The following is a 16,359-nucleotide window of genomic DNA, read 5'->3' as shown; positions in this document are numbered from 1 at the left end:
TCGCCGGAGTGCCTGATGTAGCGCGTAGCGCTTGCGCCATATGACCAAGCAAAGAGCTAGTGGTAATTCGATAACGGACTGTTTGATACTCCACGGCAAAATGGTCGCGATAAATATCCGTCAGTGATTGAGACAAATCGAAAGTCAGCAAGTTGGGAAACAATTCAGGGCGCACGTAATTCATCACATAGACCACGGGGCGATCTTCTAAATAACGCACACGATCAATTTGGTAAACATCCGAAAATGGCTTTAATCCCAATAAGAGCGATGCTTGTTTATTGGCTAATAGCGCTTTTGCCATCATCAGTTCCGTTTTTGGTACTCGGTTTTGTGCTAAAGCCATGTTGGTAAAATTCAGAGTTTGGGTTGGGTCGTAACGTATCGGCTCAGGAGAAATAAACCAACCTCGCCGATCTTCTCGGTAGATCTTGCCATCCGCTTCCAACAGAGACAAAGCCTCACGCAGGGTAACGCGTGTGGTATTAAACGACTCTGCAAGTTTTCGTTCAGAAGGTAATTTTTGACGAGGGGCAAGCATGCCAGCATCGATTTGTTCAACAATCACATCTTTAATTTTTACGTACTGCACAACATCCACTCCCAGCCTAAATACGTGCATGCCAAATTCATAACAAACTGATACCGTATTATTTGCATTCTATGTCGAACAAGATTAATGTCATAGCCTGAATCGCAATAACATTGACGTTAATTTTTATACCGCCTAGCTTTTGGGCGGTATTTCTTTTTGGAGTATTAAAAATGTCAAACTTAGCACCTGTCTTAGTTTCAAGCCTTGATATGGACAGAATATCCGCATTACTGGATGGCATGCCTAAACTAACGCCAGAGTTAGAAAAGCTCGAGGCTGAGTTGGATAGAGCCACCATTGTCGCCCCACAAGAGATGCCAAATAATGTGGTGAGCATGAATTCGACCGTACGCTTCAAGTTTATCGACAGTGATGAAGTGATCGAAAAAAATCTTGTGTATCCGCATGAAGTGAAAAGCAGTCAAGATATCTCTGTTTTTGCCCCAGTAGGCAGTGCATTGTTGGGCCTAGCTGTTGGTCAACAGCTCAGTTGGCCAATGCCAGGTGGTAGAGAAAGAGTGATTGAGATTCTTGATGTAGTTTATCAACCTGAGCGTGACGGTGAATTCAACCGCTAACGAATCGATTTGTTGGTGTGGAGGTCGATATCATCACTCCACACCCCAAGCCACATCATTGTAAATAATTATGCGACCAAAATATCTTTAAGTTCGTGCAATGAACGCACATGGTAGTGTGGCTCGATACCCTCAACAGCACTTGCGCCAGTAGAGTTTAGCCAACAGGTCTCAATACCAAAATTTAAGCCACCTAGAATATCGGAATGCGGGTTATCCCCTACCATCAATACACGATTTTTAGCAGGGTTACCCATTTTGTCTAACGCGTAGGCAAAAATCCCGTGATCGGGTTTCGCTACACCAACCTCTTCTGAAATAATCACGTGGTCAAAGTATTCACTCATCCCCGTTCTTTGCAAACGAATCGCTTGAAGTTCGGTAAAACCATTAGTAATGATGCCAAGTTTCGCTCGACCTGTAAGGGCATCCAATAACTCTTTTGCTCCTGGTAGTGGAGTGCAGATATCAGCCATGGCTTCAAGAAATGCGCTATTTAATTCCGTGGTTGTCGTCGCGAGCTTTTCTGCCCACTCTGCAAAACGAGTATGCTTCAACTGCGCCGCCGTGATATCACCATTTTGGTAATCGACCCACAGTGGTTTATTAACTTCTTGGTACTGCGCAAAATCTTGTTCAGTAAACAACACTCCTTTGCGCTCAAACATCAGCTGCATACCTTTGAAAGCATCAAAATGAAACAAGGTCTCGTCAGCGTCAAATAAAATCCAGTCGTACTTCATGATCTCTCCTCATAATGTTCGGGCTAGTTTAGATTGTTTTTAGTTAAATGATAATCTCTATCAGAAGAAACTTTTAAAATTCAATGTGATAACGAATCTAATCGTCCCTGTAATAAAAAAGGCTCCAATGAGCCTTTTCTTATGCTTAATATTGCAAATTATGATGCTTTTTCAGCTTCATTAACCATAGAAAGCGCCAATGCTTCGGCCGCTTTAATACCATCAATGCCAGCTGATAAAATCCCGCCCGCATAACCTGCACCTTCACCTGCCGGATAAAAGCCTTTCAGGTTGATGCTTTGGAAATCTTTACCCCGTTTAATGCAAATGGGTGATGACGTGCGAGTTTCTACTCCAGTTAACAAACCATCCTCAGAGGCAAATCCTTTGATCTGCTTATCAAACGCAGGGATCGCTTCACGAATGGCTTCAATGGCAAAATCAGGCAACGCTTTTGAAATATCTGTCAACTTGATGCCGGGTGTAAAAGAGGGTTCGACATCACCTAACGCACTCGGATCACGACCTTGTAAAAAGTCACCAATTTTTTGTGCTGGCGCATCGTAGTTTTCGCCGCCAAGTTGATAAGCTCTTGATTCAAGTTCACGTTGGAAGCGCACGCCCGCCAGCGGATCACCAGGATAATCACGTTCAGGATCAATACCCACCACAATCGCACTATTAGCATTACGTTCTGCGCGAGAATATTGGCTCATGCCATTGGTCACAACGCGCCCCTCTTCAGAAGTAGCCGCCACTACCGTGCCTCCGGGGCACATACAGAAGCTATAAACGGTACGGCCATTCTTACAGTGGTGAACCAATTTGTAGTCCGCCGCACCAAGAATGGGGTTACCCGCATTCGCACCAAAACGCGCTTCATCAATCATTGATTGTTTATGTTCAATACGGAACCCTACTGAAAAGGGTTTGGCTTCCATATAAACGCCACGTTCATGCAGCATTTCAAAGGTATCACGTGCGCTATGACCGACCGCAAGGACAACATGACGCGTTTTAATTTCCTCACCATTTGACAGCGTAAGCCCGGTAATTTGCCCTTCTTCGATGTGAATGTCATCAACACGAGTACTAAAACGAATTTCACCGCCTAATTCGATGATTTTGGCACGCATTTTTTCAATCATGGTCACCAATTTGAACGTACCAATGTGCGGTTTGCTCACGTACATGATTTCAGCAGGTGCGCCCGCAGCGACAAATTCTGTAGTGACCTTACGACCATAGAAGTTAGGATCTTTCACTTGGCTATAGAGTTTTCCATCAGAAAAAGTTCCCGCTCCACCTTCGCCAAACTGCACGTTAGATTCAGTATTCAATGTACGTTTACGCCAAAAACCAAAGGTATCTTTGGTGCGTTCGCGCACTTCTTTACCACGCTCGACAATGATTGGGTTAAACCCCATTTGAGCAAGAATCAGTCCTGCGAATAGACCACAAGGGCCAAAGCCTATCACCACTGGGCGCTCAGTAAGATTCGCTGGCGCTTGAGCAACGAATTTGTACTCCATATCCGGCGTCACTTTCACATGCGGATCGTCAGCAAACTGAGCAAGTAACTCCGTTTCATTCTCCACGCTCACATCTAGCGTGTAAATCAGCATGATTTTCGTTTTCTTACGAGCATCGTAGCCACGTTTAAACATATTGAATGAAAGAACTTGTTCATCAGCAATACCAAGTTTTTCAGTAATAGCAGCAAAAATTGCCCCTTCCTCGTGGTCCAAAGGAAGTTTAATTTCGGTTAAACGTATCATGTCGGTGTCTCGTTTTAGTCGGTGTCTTAGCCAAAGCCGCAAGCGGCCCGCTCACAATGGCGCGCATTTTACGGGAAATGGCGTTATCTGTCATACTAAATCCCGAATTCATCACACGTTACGCTAGATATTCATAGCGTTGGATGTTGAAATTTAACTTGGGATGCGTATTATCCCCATTCTTCATTTTTGACTAACTAAGAGCTGATCATCATGGCGTTTGTCGTAACGGATAATTGCATCCAATGTAAATTTACTGACTGTGTCGCGGTATGCCCTGCAGATGCCTTTCACGAAGGCCCCAATTTTATGGTGATCAACCCCATTGAATGCATTGATTGCGGTTTATGTGTTCCTGAATGTGCAGCTCAAGCTATCTTTCAAGAAGATGAACTCCCAGAAGATCAGAAGATTTACATCGAACTCAATGCTGAGCTTGCCGACATATGGCCGGTGCAAACCGAAGTCAAACCAGCCATGGATGATGCTGAAAAATGGAATGGCGTGCCAAACAAACTGGGGATGTTAGAGAAGTAGTCTTTTCTTCTTATAACTAGCGTTATAAAAAAAGCGCAAACACGGCATCCGTTATCACGCTTTTTGACGACAATCCAAAGCAACAACTTTTAAGCTTTACTTATTGATCGAGTGATCTTGGTTTGATCTAGTGATGTTGGCGGCGCAGGTTATCCAAAATAATACCCGTAGCCATTGCTACGTTAAGTGACTCTGCTCCCCCGAAGGCGGGAATGGTGATTTTGTCGGTGACATATTGAGCCGCTTCGGCACGAATACCATGCGATTCACTGCCCATCAATAAAATCCCTTCTGCTGCAAATTTCGTATGATGTACGCTCTCACCTTCTAAAAAAGCCCCATAAACAGGTAGATTTGAACTCTGTAAATAAGCACTCAAATCCACTTGGCTCACCGTAACACGCCCAAAGCTACCCATGGTGGCACTGATGGTCTTGGGATTGTATGGATCGGCGCAATCGTGGCTAGCGACAATGTGTTTAATGCCATACCAATCAGCAACACGGATAATCGTCCCTAAATTACCGGGGTCAGAAACACCATCGAGAGCGATCATCAATCCTTTCGCTTCAGGCACCGTCACTTCGGGGATCTCAACGACGGCGATTGCCGCATTATTGCTCACCAAAGTGCTGGCTTTGGTTAAGTCATCTAATGTGGCCTCAATGCATTCAAAAACACTAAGCTCAACGCGGTTTTGTGCGATAAACTCCGCAGTGGCAAAAACCTGCTTCACCGTCAGTTGGCTGTTAATCAATTCCAACACGTTCTTTTCGCCTTGCACTAAAAACAGGCCATGAGCCTTGCGCTGTTTCTTTTGGCCTAAAGCACGAAGTAGTTTCAGTTGGTTTTTTGAAATCATAAAATATCCGCAGTGAGGTAAGGTTGGCCTAGTAAAAACGCCGCATTATAGAGTAAAGGCCGTCAGAGCTAAAGCAGTGTAAGCCGAGTTTCAATACCATATGTTCAGTTACTAACAAACAAGGAAATCCATATGAAACGTTTTCTTCCCTCTTCCGTTATGTTAACCCCCTTTGTCGTCAAGCATTATGATCAACAAGATAGTGATCAACTTGAAGATGATCATCATAAAGAGCCCAACGACAATGACACAAAAGAGAACGAAGAATCGAGCTAAAAGCTCAGACATTAGTTTATAATCCACTCATTAAATAACTTTACAACCCATTTTTTGACGTTATTATCGCGACGCAAACGTTTTCCCAACCCGTACAATACTAAATAATGAGGGTTTTATGCTGCCTGATATTGAAATTTGCCGCGCCACTTCATTAACCTCCATAGAGGCTATCGCTAACAAAGCAGGATTCACCGCCAGCGAATTCCACAGCCAAGGCCGCTTTAAGGCGAAAATTTCATTAAGTTGCCTTGAACGTTTGCAAACACAAACGGTTGGAAAGTTAATCCTTGTGACTGCCATTACCCCAACGCCATTAGGGGAAGGAAAAACCGTCACGACCATCGGCCTATCACAAGGAATGGCAAAATTGGGTCATTCGGTGATGGCATGTATTCGTCAACCCTCAATGGGACCAATCTTTGGTGTTAAGGGCGGAGCCGCTGGCGGCGGTTATTCACAAGTGGCACCAATGGAAGAGCTCAATTTGCATCTCACTGGCGATATCCACGCCGTCACAGCCGCGCATAACCTAGCGGCAGCGGCGATAGATGCCCGGATCTATCACGAACAGCGCCTTGGTTATGACGATTTCGAGCAGCGCACCGCAATGAAAGCACTGCGTATCGACCCAAATAATGTGGTTTGGAAGCGAGTGATGGATCACAACGATCGCGCATTGCGCATGGTTACCGTTGGCCGAAATGAAACGGATAAATCAATCAATGGCTTTGAGCGTGAAGATGGTTTTGATATTTCAGCGGCTTCTGAGCTGATGGCGATTCTTGCATTAGCCAAAAACTTAAACGATCTGCGTCAACGGATTGGGCGGATTGTCGTCGCCTATAGTCACCATGGTACACCGATTACCACTGAAGATTTGCAAGTCGCTGGGGCGATGGCTGTCAGTATGAAAGAGGCGATTGAACCTACATTAATGCAAACGTTAGAAGGCGTACCGACACTGATTCACGCCGGGCCTTTTGCCAATATCGCTCACGGTAACTCTTCTATTATCGCCGATGACATCGCCACAAGGTTAGCCGAATTTACTGTAACAGAAGGCGGCTTTGGCTCTGATATGGGATTTGAAAAGGCGTGCAATATTAAAGCCGCGACATCTGGGAAAGCGCCAGATTGCGCCGTTATCGTCACCACACTTCGCGGCTTAAAAGCGAACTCTGGTCTGTATGAATTGCGTCCCGGCCAGCCAGTTCCCGACACTCTATTTCAGCCAGACCATGCCGCGTTGGTGTCCGGTTTTGAAAATCTCAAATGGCATATTGAAAATGTGAGTAAGTATGGAATACCCGCCGTGGTTGCCATTAACCGCTTTCCACAAGACAGCCAAGAAGAGCTTGAGCAGCTCGCAATGATGATTCACGCACTACCCTACCAGGTAGAGGTTGCACTGAGTGAAGGTTTTGCTCTTGGAGGCGAAGGGACGACTGAGCTTGCTTCCAAAGTCATTAAGCAGTGTGAAAAAGTGAGTACGTTCACACCGTTATACCAAGCACAGCAGACGATCGAAGATAAGATCAACGCCGTAGCGAAAAAGGGCTATGGCGCGGCAAGCGTCACTTTTAGTGATAAAGCACGACGTCAAATGCACAACATGCAAGAGCAAGGTTACGGTAAACTTGCTGTCTGTTTGGCGAAGACGCCGCTTTCAATTTCAACCAACGCTGCGATTAAAGGCGCACCAAAAGGTTTTGATGTACCGATTCGCGAATTAAAGCTCTGTGCGGGTGCTGGCTTTATCTATGCGCTATGCGGCAACGTGATGACCATGCCGGGCCTTCCTGAAAAACCCGCCTTCATGTATTTAGACATTGATTCTAAAGGAAATATTATCGGCCTAACCTGATATTATTGTTCGAAATTAACCTTTCTGAGCGCAAATCTTCGGGCTCAGAAAGGCTTTCTTCACGCTATTTGTTTTCTTTCTCTGTAATTTTTTGCGCTTTTCACCGTTCTTTACCAGTATCAATAAAAAATAAGTAAGGTCGGTTATGAAACGTTTTACTCCCTTTATATTCTCAATAGCGCTTATTGTGCCTATTCTGTTTTCGCTATTTAGCCAAGCAGAAACTCAGCCTAAAACCATGCCCAGCATTGGTAATCAGCAAATCGCGACATTAGCTGGGGGCTGTTTTTGGTGTACAGAATCTGATCTTGAAAAACTCAACGGTGTCATTAGCGTTGTCTCTGGTTATGCGGGTGGCAGCCTTGAAAACCCTACCTATAAACAAGTCTCATCAGGAAAATCGGGCCACATTGAAGTGATTCAAGTGACCTTTGATCCGCAAGTTGTCAGCTACGAAAATGTATTGGATCATTTTTTCCGACACATTGATCCGACAGATGATCAAGGCTCGTTTGTTGATAGAGGCCCACAGTATCGGCCTGCCATTTTTTATCACAACAGTGAACAGAAGCAGACCGCGCAGCGCTTTATGCAAGAAATCGATGCGCTAGGGATCTTCAAAAAGCCGCTCAAAACAGAGCTGATTCAATATAGCCAATTTTGGCCTGCTGAAGAGTACCACCAAGACTTTTATAAAAAGAGCAAAGTACGTTACACCTACTATCGTCATGCTTCCGGACGTGACCAATATCTTGATACCATCTTCGGTAAAGATCGTAATGAGCATCCAAAAACCTTACGTCAATTGATCGAAGCGCAAAAAATGCAAAACAACGTTAAGGTATACACCAAACCTTCTAATGAAAAGATACGCGCCAAATTGACTGATTTGCAATATTACGTGACGCAAGAAGAAGGTACTGAACGTGCATTTAAGAATGAGTATTGGGATAACAAAGCCGATGGTATTTATGTCGATGTAGTCAGCGGAGAGCCATTATTCTCTTCTACCGACAAATACCGTTCTGGTACGGGCTGGCCCAGTTTTACTCGGCCAATTAATGAAGCGTATATTGCGACCAAAAGCGATTCTCGGCTTTTTTATACCAGAACCGAAGTGCGCAGCCGTTTTGCAGATTCTCACCTAGGTCATGTCTTTGAGGATGGACCAGCACCAACCGGCTTACGCTACTGCATGAACTCTGCCGCGATGCGATTTGTACCAAAAGAGGCAATGCAAGCTGAGGGCTATGGCGAGTACTTGGTTCTGTTTAAATAAAATTTGGCTCTGTTTCAATAAGGCGTGCGTGGTAAAACGAAAAAGCCCTCGACTTCACTTGCGAGGGCTTTTTTAGTTGATCAACGTTAATCGATGGACTCAACTGAGATTCGATTAATGTAAACCATGGAAAAATTCGGCGCGGGTGGCAGGGTTAGATTTAAAAATACCGCCTAATGCTGTGGTGGTCGTTTCACTGGTCGCATCCATAACACCACGTGACTTAACGCAGTAATGAGTGGCATCAATGGTGACCGCGACATCATCCGAACCGAGTAAGGTTTGCAAAGCCACCAGAATCTGCTGTGTCATTCGCTCTTGAACTTGGGGGCGCTGAGCAAAAAAACGTACAATACGGTTAATCTTAGAAAGACCAATTATCTTGCCTCTTGGGATATACGCCACCGCAGCTTTACCATCGATAGTCACAAGATGATGCTCACAGGTACTGGTCACGGTAATCTCTTTTACGCGCACCATTTCACTGACGTTCATCTTGTTTTCGATCACAGTAATTTTGGGGAAGTTTTGATAATCAAGGCCAGAAAACACTTCATCCACATACATTTTCGCAATTCGATGGGGTGTCTCTTCTAAACTGTCGTCGGTCAGGTCAAGACCGAGTAGTGTGAGGATCTCACGCATATGGTGTTCGATTTTTTCTTTCTTTTCTTCACGAGTAACCTCATTTGGACGCATAGGCGTTTCCAAACCTCGGCTCTCTAGCGCATCTTTGACCAACTTTGCTGATTCGCTAAGACCTAGCATTCCGATTCCTCTTACTTTTTACCCCTTTCGGATGGCAGACAAGGATACTCGGAATTTTGAATAATTACATCCATATTTTAAGGATGGTCATTATTGCCCGTAAGCAATGTATGATAGAGTCCCCGCAAAGAAAAAAGCTATAGGAACCGACCATGGGCTGTTGTGATTCACCGGGCTTAATGCCTATCGAACAAGCGTTAGAGACAATGCTAGCGAATATCAAACCCATCCAAACGACGCTGAAACTACCGCTAGCCGACGCGTTAGGCTATGTGTTGGCTGAAGAGTTACTCTCACCCATTTTTGTGCCGCCTTTCGATAACTCAGCGATGGATGGATACGCTATTCGATTAGCTGATCTGCAACAGTCAACCACCCTGCCGCTGGCTGGCAAATCTTTTGCCGGTCTTCCATTTGAAGGGCCGTGGCCAGCCAACAGTTGCGTGCGAATTATGACTGGCGCGAAAATTCCAGCTGGTTGCGACGCGGTGATCATGCAAGAGCAAACGACCGAAAACGAAAATGGTATCTGCTTTCTACAGCCGAATGCAAAGCCTCAGCAAAATATTCGCCCCACTGGTGATGACATCAAACAAGGCGATGTAGTGCTACATAAAGGGGCTCGCTTGACTTCGCGTGATATCCCAATGATTGCCACACTCGGCATCAGCCATGTGACCGTTTTTCGTAAACCCAAAGTGGCCTTTTTCTCAACTGGAGATGAGCTAAAACCACTCGGTGAACCTCTTGCTGAGGGGCAAATCTATGACAGCAATCGTTATGGCATTAAACCATTAATTGAAAATTTTGGTTGTGAAGCGATTGATCTTGGGATCATTGCTGATTGCCCTGCCACTTTAAAAGCTACCTTTGATAAAGCTCAACATTTGGCCGATGTGGTTATTACTTCTGGCGGCGTAAGTGTAGGCGAAGCTGACTATACCAAAGATATTTTGCAAGAACTCGGAGAAATCGGTTTTTGGAAACTGGCAATAAAACCGGGCAAACCGTTTGCATTTGGAACATTAGATCATGCTTGGTTCTGTGGCTTACCTGGCAACCCCGTTTCAGCCGTATTAACCCTATACGTCCTGGTGCAACCTATGCTGGCTAAATTGGCTGGACACACTCACTGGAAAGCACCGGAGTCCATTCCAGCCATCACTAAAAATGCCTTTAAAAAATCACCGGGCCGTACTGACTACCAACGCGGTATTTACACAATTGAAAATGGCCAGTTTGTTGTTGAAACTACCGGAAACCAAAGTTCGGGGGCATTTCGTTCGATGAGTCTCGCCAACTGTTTTGTGGTGTTAGAACAAGATCGTGGCCGAGTGGAAGTGGGCGAAACCGTCAATATCCAACTTTTTAATCCCAGCTTGTATTAAGGATCACTATGGAGATCCTATCTGATCAAGAGCTACTGCGTTACAACCGACAAATTATTCTCAAACAGTTTGATTTTGAAGGACAAGAAGCACTTAAACAAAGCTCTATTTTAATTCTTGGCGCAGGAGGATTGGGCTGCGCTGCAAGCCAATACCTTGCCACGGCAGGTGTTGGTTCACTCACGCTCATCGATGATGATGTGGTTGAGCTCTCTAATTTACAGCGCCAAGTGCTACATAGTGATGCCGATATTGGACGTAAAAAAGTGGACTCAGCGGCAGAGTCACTGCGTATGCTTAACCCGCATTTAACGGTAAATACCGTTGATCAACGCCTTGAAGATGCACAATTGAAAGCATTAATTGAACAGCATTCTTTGGTGCTGGATGCATCAGATAACCTTGATACTCGTAACCAATTGAATAAACTCTGCTTTCAAACTAAAACACCACTGGTATCTGGTGCTGCGATTCGTATGGAAGGGCAAGTCAGCGTGTTTATGTATCAGCACCCAGACGAGCCCTGTTACCAATGTTTAAGCGCTCTTTTTGGTAGTAACGTGCTCACTTGCGTCGAAGCGGGCGTAATGGCTCCTGTCGTCGGGATTATTGGCGCGGTACAAGCGATGGAAGCGATCAAAGTGATCGCCCAATATGGGCAGGTAAAACAAGGCAAAATTTTGATATTGGACGCTCTTTCAATGACGTGGAGAGAAATGAACTTAATCAAACTCGCTCACTGCCAGACTTGCCAGTAAATGAACGGCAAAGACTCAATAATGTCTTTCTCGTTCGTCCACCGCATCAGCCCACACAATAGGAGAGTTAAACTCATGTCACCACTCGTCTCCCCCCAATGGCTAGCACAAAAGTTAGGCGACCCGCGCACCGTTATTCTTGATTGCAGTATTGAATTCCAAATTCCCAGTGAAACTGAGAAAGATACTCTGCATAACATTCCCGGCGCTCGCCGCTTTGATTATGATGGTGAATTTTGTGACCTACAATCGCCACTACCTCATATGATGCCTAGTGAAGAGCGCTTTAATCAATTAGGACAATCGATCGGTTTAAACCACGATTCGATCGTCGTTGTCTATGACAATAGCGGAACGTTTGCATCACCGAGGGCATGGTGGATGCTCAAAGCAATGGGACATGCGTCGGTATACGTTCTTGATGGTGGATTAACCGAATGGAAACGCCAAGGTTTACCCGTTGTAAAAGAGTACACACATGCCTTTAAACACGGAAACTTCCATGGCACGCTCGATCCTCGCTATTTTGTGAACGCAGACTATGTGCTTGCACAAATAGAGAACCCAGAGAGTTTAGCTGTTGATGCACGTTCACAAGCCCGTTTTTTGGGTCAAATAAAAGAACCAAGAGAAGGCGTGCGCAGCGGCCATATTCCTCACTCTATTTGCTTACCTTTTACAGAGTTGATGAATGGGCATAAGCTTAAATCACCGCAAGATCTACAACCTATTATGCAAGCAACGCTGGCTGCTGGAAAAGAGCAATACATTTTCAGTTGTGGCTCAGGCGTAACCGCCTGCATTGTGCTGCTGGCTGCGCAAATTTGCGGCTACGCAAAACTGTGCGTTTATGATGGTTCGTGGACAGAATGGGGGCAGCGCACTGAGCTGCCTATTGAGCTTTAGTCTCTGAATCAAATCCCCACCATTGTGGGGATTTGATCATGTTTTACAAAGCGTGCTATTTCAACTCATCAGCCATTACTTTGATCAATTCATTTGAAGGATCACCTGAAAGTTCCCATGTAAAAATTCCCCCTAGCTTCGCTGATTTTGCCCATTTGGCTTTGGCGCGCACTGAACGTTCATCTTCATACGAGATAAATACTTTCTTTTCTGCATTCCATAAATATGGTGCTTGCGATTCTTGATCGTAACCATATTGATACCCTTGTGCCGCGCGATAATTTTTCATCAAATCCCAGAACATGAAATAGCCATTTTCACCTGTCCCAAACGGCGCTCCCTGCTGAGACACAAGATCAGCCGTAGGCAAACCACCCTCATAATCTTGAGTGCCTTGCCAACCACGTCCATAAAACGCCGCGCCAATAACCAATTTCTCGCTTGGTATACCCAATTCGATCATTTGATTGATAAATACATCGGCTCCCATTCCCCACCAACTGCGATCCGTCGCATGTAAATTGGTTAAATGGCCCGTTTGCGTTCCCCAACCACCCAGAAAATCATAAGTCATCGCAAACATATTGGTTAAATAAGGGGATACGGCGGGCCAATCTATCTGAGCCGCTTTCGCTCCAACCCCAACAGCAGTAGAAAGTTCATAGTAGCGAGCCGTCTTTTTACTCAACGCATCCAAATCAGCACGTAATGTTTTCATCAGCTCGGTATAGGCCTGTTTTTCTGCTTCTTTTTGTTCGTCGGTCAATTTCGTATCCGGATTCCAAGGCGAAGTAGTTAAACCGCCACCACCCGGATATTCCCAATCGATATCGATGCCGTCAAAGAAGGCGTACTGCTCTATAAGCTCAACCGCTGTTTTGGAAAAATGCTTGATCGTAGCAGGATCTTTTATCATTGCATGGAACGGTTCAGACATTGTCCAGCCGCCAAATGAAGGCAGAATCTTAAGCGTCGGATAGTCTTTCTTCATTTGTGCAAGTTGAGCAAAGTGACCTTTGTAAGGAACTGGTACATTGACTGCGCCAAACTCTTTTTCTAGTGCGGATTTAGTATCAACAACAATCGCACTAAATGGTGCTTTTCCTTCACATTGCTTAGCGATTTGCTTTTGTACGGTTTCACTGGCTCCAGAATGGGGGCCACACATACTCAAAAAGGCGTAAATAACATGAGTCAAGTTCTCTGCTGGAATATCTTTAACTGTGTAGGGGTTTTGCTCATTTTCATATTGCCAATCAGCAAAGTAGCCCGCCACGACGGGTTTGGTTGTCTCTGCGGTGGCGTTAAATGACGCAACAACGAGAAGGGCGATCATCAACTTGTTCATAAGTTTCTCCTTGGGTTTGCGTCAATACAGCAGAGAAATATATTTTAAGTTTAAAAATAATCAGCCAATGCGAGCCAAACTCAGATCTTAAAATCACGTTACAGTTATTGCAGATTAATTTATGAGCCTAAATTCACTAACCTGAATCCACTAACCAATGACGGTTTTCATCTGCTCATCTAAATTCAATACCGTTAACGCGTTGCTTACGCTGGTGGCAATCACATCAATTGCACCGGTGCGTAGCGCCCCAAGCAGCGCTAAAGGTTTGCTGTTTTCAGCCGCGATAGCGATCACCTCAGCAATCGGTCGAAATTCGTCAATCCCTAACCCAATCACACGATCGCTCATCACCGTATTGGCAGCTTTACCGTGGATATCAAAAAAATCATAACCAGCGAAATCCCCTACCACACCTTGCTGTAAACGCGACTGCACCACTTCATCGGCGGTAAACCAACCGAGATCGACCATGTAGCTGTTTTCACACATATCCCCAATACCCACTAACGCAATGTCTGCCTTACGTGCTAAATCTAAGGTTTGTTTGACGGTTGCATTTTGCATAAACGCTAATTTTTGTTCGCGATTTTCAGCATAGGCAGGCGCATAAAGCGTTTCAGAGCTTCCACCGTATTTTTTGGCCAGTTGCCGACAGATATGATCCGCATTAAACATCCCACCTCTTGGGTGAATGCCACCAATACTACAGACAAACTTACACTCTCGCGGTGTGATCACGCCAATATGATGCGCAACGGCCGATACATTTCGACCTTGACCAACGGTCACAACCATGCCGTTTTTTAGCGTACTGGTCAGGTAATTGGAAACCAACCCCGCCACTTGTTGGCGCTGCAACTCTTCGCTAGGTTGGTCAAGTGCAACCAGCGCACGTTTTACGCCAAAGCGTTCAATTAGTCGCTGCTCAATTTTGGCACTAAAAACAGGGTGATATTTCACCGTAATTTCGACAATCCCTTCATCGCGTGCCTGTTTAAGCATTCGTCCTACTTTGGCTCGTGAAAGAGAAAACTTTTTCGAAATCTCTTCTTGAGTTGCACCATCTTGGTAATAAGCCACTGAAATTTCAGTTAATAAGTCAGTATTTTCGATAGAAATATCTTGATTGGGAGTGGTCATACGGGATCTCATGGTCAATATTGTGCGCAGAATAACGACAATTGAGCATTTGCTCATTGACCTAGCATAGGTTAAGCCTCATTTACTTTGCAACATTTGCTCACGGAAATTACATTTTCTCACTCTAATCAATGCACAGTAACGTTCGCTTTCAACCCTTGATAAATCTAAGCAAACGTTTATTTATCAGCACTTAGATTAATTCACAAAAAAATAGTTGATTGATATCACTATAACCTCAGAACAGCGATTGACTTTCCCAGTGGATAAGATAAATATGGCTACATCATTTACTCAACGATCGAGCAAATGTTCAACACAAATGTTCGGTCGCTGGAAATAATTGAGTTAGCTTTTCTGGCATGTGTAAGACATGACTATGTGATTGCTAACCCGCTTGCAAATGCCCAGCAAACTCAAAATCTGGCTTGGCCCAAAGAAATAGGATGATCGATATGAGCAATAAATTAGAGCAACTTCGTAAAATGACGACTGTTGTTGCTGACACTGGTGAAATTGACGCAATCAAAAAATACCAACCAGAAGATGCGACCACTAACCCATCTCTCATTCTTAAAGCGGCTCAAATTGCAGAATACGCGCCACTGATTGATGCTTCTATCGCATACGCAAAAACACAGAGCTCAGACAAGGCTCAACAAGTTCAAGATACTTGTGACATGCTTGCTGTCAATATCGGTAAAGAGATCCTAAAAACGATTCCGGGCCGTATTTCTACCGAGGTCGATGCTCGCCTCTCTTATGATATGGAAGGTAGCGTGACAAAAGCGCGCCAACTGATCAAAATGTACAACGATGCTGGCATTACTAACGACCGTATTTTGATCAAGCTGGCTTCAACCTGGGAAGGTATTCGCGCAGCAGAGATCCTTGAAAAAGAAGGCATCAACTGTAACCTGACTCTATTATTCTCCTTTGCTCAAGCACGCGCGTGTGCAGAAGCAGGCGTATTCCTGATTTCTCCATTCGTCGGCCGTATTATGGATTGGTATAAAGCCAAAGAAGGCCGTGATTTTGCACCGCAAGAAGATCCTGGTGTATTGTCCGTGACTGCTATTTACAATTACTACAAAGAACATGGCTACAAGACAGTCGTGATGGGCGCAAGCTTCCGTAATATCGGTGAAATTTTAGAGTTAGCAGGCTGTGATCGTTTGACTATTGCCCCTTCTTTACTGGCAGAACTCGAAGCAGCTGAAGGTGAAGTGGTTGAAAAACTGGTTGACTCTCAAGGTAACAAAGAACGCCCTGCAGCAATGACCCATGCAGAGTTCCTATGGGAACATAACCAAGACCCAATGGCCGTAGAAAAATTAGCGGAAGGCATCCGTAACTTTGCCATTGACCAAGGCAAACTTGAAGTCATGATTGCAGCCAAGTTGTAATCCACTTACGAATTAAAATTTGGGGAACGATTAACGTTCCCCTTTCCTTTCTAACTCTATTATTTGTCGGTAATTATTATGGAACGTAAACAATTAGCCAATGCCATCCGTGCTCTTAGTATGGACG

The 16,359-nt window shown here is 44.8% G+C and carries 16 protein-coding genes; 9 read left to right on the top strand and 7 right to left on the bottom strand.

Annotated elements, in window-relative coordinates:
- Positions 1 to 592, bottom strand: a 592-nt coding sequence (locus AACQ21_RS15420; protein ID WP_105976884.1) for a UTRA domain-containing protein, incomplete at its 3' end; no start/stop codon positions are given.
- 173 nt (positions 593 to 765) lie between these two features.
- On the opposite strand from AACQ21_RS15420, the gene rnk reads away from it, so the two are divergent.
- Positions 766 to 1,173, top strand: a complete 408-nt coding sequence (gene rnk, locus AACQ21_RS15415; RefSeq protein WP_026027712.1) for a nucleoside diphosphate kinase regulator — start codon at positions 766 to 768, stop codon at positions 1,171 to 1,173.
- 68 nt (positions 1,174 to 1,241) lie between these two features.
- Here the strand turns inward: rnk and yjjG are convergent, their stop codons facing one another.
- Entirely contained in the window at positions 1,242 to 1,916 is a 675-nt protein-coding gene (yjjG, locus tag AACQ21_RS15410; RefSeq protein WP_017045536.1) for a pyrimidine 5'-nucleotidase, read from the bottom strand.
- Between the two features lie 158 nt (positions 1,917 to 2,074).
- On the bottom strand, positions 2,075 to 3,694 hold the full coding sequence (locus tag AACQ21_RS15405) for an NAD(P)/FAD-dependent oxidoreductase (RefSeq protein WP_038148414.1): 1,620 nt from the start codon (positions 3,692 to 3,694) through the stop codon (positions 2,075 to 2,077).
- 213 nt (positions 3,695 to 3,907) lie between these two features.
- Here AACQ21_RS15405 and fdxA point away from each other — a divergent pair, with 213 nt between their 5' ends.
- The gene (fdxA, locus tag AACQ21_RS15400; protein WP_010318513.1) at positions 3,908 to 4,231 is read left to right on the top strand and encodes a ferredoxin FdxA; all 324 of its coding nucleotides are present in this window, start codon (positions 3,908 to 3,910) and stop codon (positions 4,229 to 4,231) included.
- A 127-nt stretch (positions 4,232 to 4,358) separates the two neighbouring features.
- On the opposite strand, the gene AACQ21_RS15395 is transcribed toward fdxA, so the two are convergent.
- The gene (locus AACQ21_RS15395; protein ID WP_047688384.1) at positions 4,359 to 5,093 is read right to left on the bottom strand and encodes an RNA methyltransferase; all 735 of its coding nucleotides are present in this window, start codon (positions 5,091 to 5,093) and stop codon (positions 4,359 to 4,361) included.
- Between the two features lie 132 nt (positions 5,094 to 5,225).
- On the opposite strand from AACQ21_RS15395, the gene AACQ21_RS15390 reads away from it, so the two are divergent.
- The 3 genes from AACQ21_RS15390 to msrB all read left to right on the top strand — a co-directional run bounded on the left by AACQ21_RS15390 (position 5,226) and on the right by msrB (position 8,515).
- Positions 5,226 to 5,369, top strand: a complete 144-nt coding sequence (locus tag AACQ21_RS15390; protein WP_013867835.1) for a hypothetical protein — start codon at positions 5,226 to 5,228, stop codon at positions 5,367 to 5,369.
- A gap of 118 nt (positions 5,370 to 5,487) precedes the next feature.
- The gene (locus tag AACQ21_RS15385; RefSeq protein WP_047688381.1) at positions 5,488 to 7,236 is read left to right on the top strand and encodes a formate--tetrahydrofolate ligase; all 1,749 of its coding nucleotides are present in this window, start codon (positions 5,488 to 5,490) and stop codon (positions 7,234 to 7,236) included.
- Between the two features lie 145 nt (positions 7,237 to 7,381).
- Entirely contained in the window at positions 7,382 to 8,515 is a 1,134-nt protein-coding gene (msrB, locus tag AACQ21_RS15380) for a peptide-methionine (R)-S-oxide reductase MsrB (RefSeq protein ID WP_094147750.1), read from the top strand.
- Between the two features lie 114 nt (positions 8,516 to 8,629).
- Here the strand turns inward: msrB and folE are convergent, their stop codons facing one another.
- The gene (folE, locus tag AACQ21_RS15375; RefSeq protein ID WP_013867838.1) at positions 8,630 to 9,283 is read right to left on the bottom strand and encodes a GTP cyclohydrolase I FolE; all 654 of its coding nucleotides are present in this window, start codon (positions 9,281 to 9,283) and stop codon (positions 8,630 to 8,632) included.
- A gap of 152 nt (positions 9,284 to 9,435) precedes the next feature.
- On the opposite strand from folE, the gene moeA reads away from it, so the two are divergent.
- The 3 genes from moeA to AACQ21_RS15360 are packed head-to-tail and all read left to right on the top strand — an operon-like array spanning position 9,436 to position 12,335.
- Entirely contained in the window at positions 9,436 to 10,671 is a 1,236-nt protein-coding gene (moeA, locus tag AACQ21_RS15370) for a molybdopterin molybdotransferase MoeA (protein ID WP_013867839.1), read from the top strand.
- Between the two features lie 8 nt (positions 10,672 to 10,679).
- Entirely contained in the window at positions 10,680 to 11,429 is a 750-nt protein-coding gene (moeB, locus tag AACQ21_RS15365) for a molybdopterin-synthase adenylyltransferase MoeB (protein ID WP_105976883.1), read from the top strand.
- Positions 11,430 to 11,450: 21 nt separating this feature from the next.
- A complete protein-coding gene (locus AACQ21_RS15360; RefSeq protein ID WP_181185545.1) occupies positions 11,451 to 12,335 on the top strand; it encodes a sulfurtransferase in 885 nt (294 codons plus the stop codon).
- Positions 12,336 to 12,390: 55 nt separating this feature from the next.
- Here AACQ21_RS15360 and AACQ21_RS15355 read toward each other — a convergent pair whose 3' ends face one another.
- Both AACQ21_RS15355 and AACQ21_RS15350 read right to left on the bottom strand, forming a co-directional pair.
- Positions 12,391 to 13,671 carry a glycoside hydrolase family 18 protein gene (locus tag AACQ21_RS15355; protein ID WP_374956404.1) on the bottom strand — a complete coding sequence of 427 codons (1,281 nt, stop codon included), beginning with the start codon at positions 13,669 to 13,671 and terminating at the stop codon, positions 12,391 to 12,393.
- 162 nt (positions 13,672 to 13,833) lie between these two features.
- Positions 13,834 to 14,826, bottom strand: a complete 993-nt coding sequence (locus tag AACQ21_RS15350) for a sugar-binding transcriptional regulator (protein ID WP_105976880.1) — start codon at positions 14,824 to 14,826, stop codon at positions 13,834 to 13,836.
- Positions 14,827 to 15,281: 455 nt separating this feature from the next.
- Here AACQ21_RS15350 and tal point away from each other — a divergent pair, with 455 nt between their 5' ends.
- Positions 15,282 to 16,232: a transaldolase gene (gene tal, locus AACQ21_RS15345; RefSeq protein WP_026027792.1), complete on the top strand. Its 951-nt coding sequence runs from the start codon at positions 15,282 to 15,284 to the stop codon at positions 16,230 to 16,232.
- The last annotated feature ends 127 nt before the right edge of the window (positions 16,233 to 16,359 follow it).

It is taken from the genome of Vibrio sp. V01_P9A10T6 (genome assembly GCF_963877065.1).
GTDB classification, from domain to species: Bacteria; Pseudomonadota; Gammaproteobacteria; order Enterobacterales; family Vibrionaceae; genus Vibrio; species Vibrio anguillarum.
The sequence above is the reverse complement of the archived record's forward strand: the minus strand, read 5'-3'. Positions and strand labels throughout refer to the sequence as shown.

Coding starts and splice junctions, on each gene's coding strand:
- rnk (WP_026027712.1), top strand. CDS start 766: ATGTCAAACTTAGCACCTGTCTTAGTTTCAAGCCTTGATATGGACAGA.
- yjjG (WP_017045536.1), bottom strand. CDS start 1,916: ATGAAGTACGACTGGATTTTATTTGACGCTGACGAGACCTTGTTTCAT.
- AACQ21_RS15405 (WP_038148414.1), bottom strand. CDS start 3,694: ATGATACGTTTAACCGAAATTAAACTTCCTTTGGACCACGAGGAAGGG.
- fdxA (WP_010318513.1), top strand. CDS start 3,908: ATGGCGTTTGTCGTAACGGATAATTGCATCCAATGTAAATTTACTGAC.
- AACQ21_RS15395 (WP_047688384.1), bottom strand. CDS start 5,093: ATGATTTCAAAAAACCAACTGAAACTACTTCGTGCTTTAGGCCAAAAG.
- AACQ21_RS15390 (WP_013867835.1), top strand. CDS start 5,226: ATGAAACGTTTTCTTCCCTCTTCCGTTATGTTAACCCCCTTTGTCGTC.
- AACQ21_RS15385 (WP_047688381.1), top strand. CDS start 5,488: ATGCTGCCTGATATTGAAATTTGCCGCGCCACTTCATTAACCTCCATA.
- msrB (WP_094147750.1), top strand. CDS start 7,382: ATGAAACGTTTTACTCCCTTTATATTCTCAATAGCGCTTATTGTGCCT.
- folE (WP_013867838.1), bottom strand. CDS start 9,283: ATGCTAGGTCTTAGCGAATCAGCAAAGTTGGTCAAAGATGCGCTAGAG.
- moeA (WP_013867839.1), top strand. CDS start 9,436: ATGGGCTGTTGTGATTCACCGGGCTTAATGCCTATCGAACAAGCGTTA.
- moeB (WP_105976883.1), top strand. CDS start 10,680: ATGGAGATCCTATCTGATCAAGAGCTACTGCGTTACAACCGACAAATT.
- AACQ21_RS15360 (WP_181185545.1), top strand. CDS start 11,451: ATGTCTTTCTCGTTCGTCCACCGCATCAGCCCACACAATAGGAGAGTT.
- AACQ21_RS15355 (WP_374956404.1), bottom strand. CDS start 13,671: ATGATCGCCCTTCTCGTTGTTGCGTCATTTAACGCCACCGCAGAGACA.
- AACQ21_RS15350 (WP_105976880.1), bottom strand. CDS start 14,826: ATGACCACTCCCAATCAAGATATTTCTATCGAAAATACTGACTTATTA.
- tal (WP_026027792.1), top strand. CDS start 15,282: ATGAGCAATAAATTAGAGCAACTTCGTAAAATGACGACTGTTGTTGCT.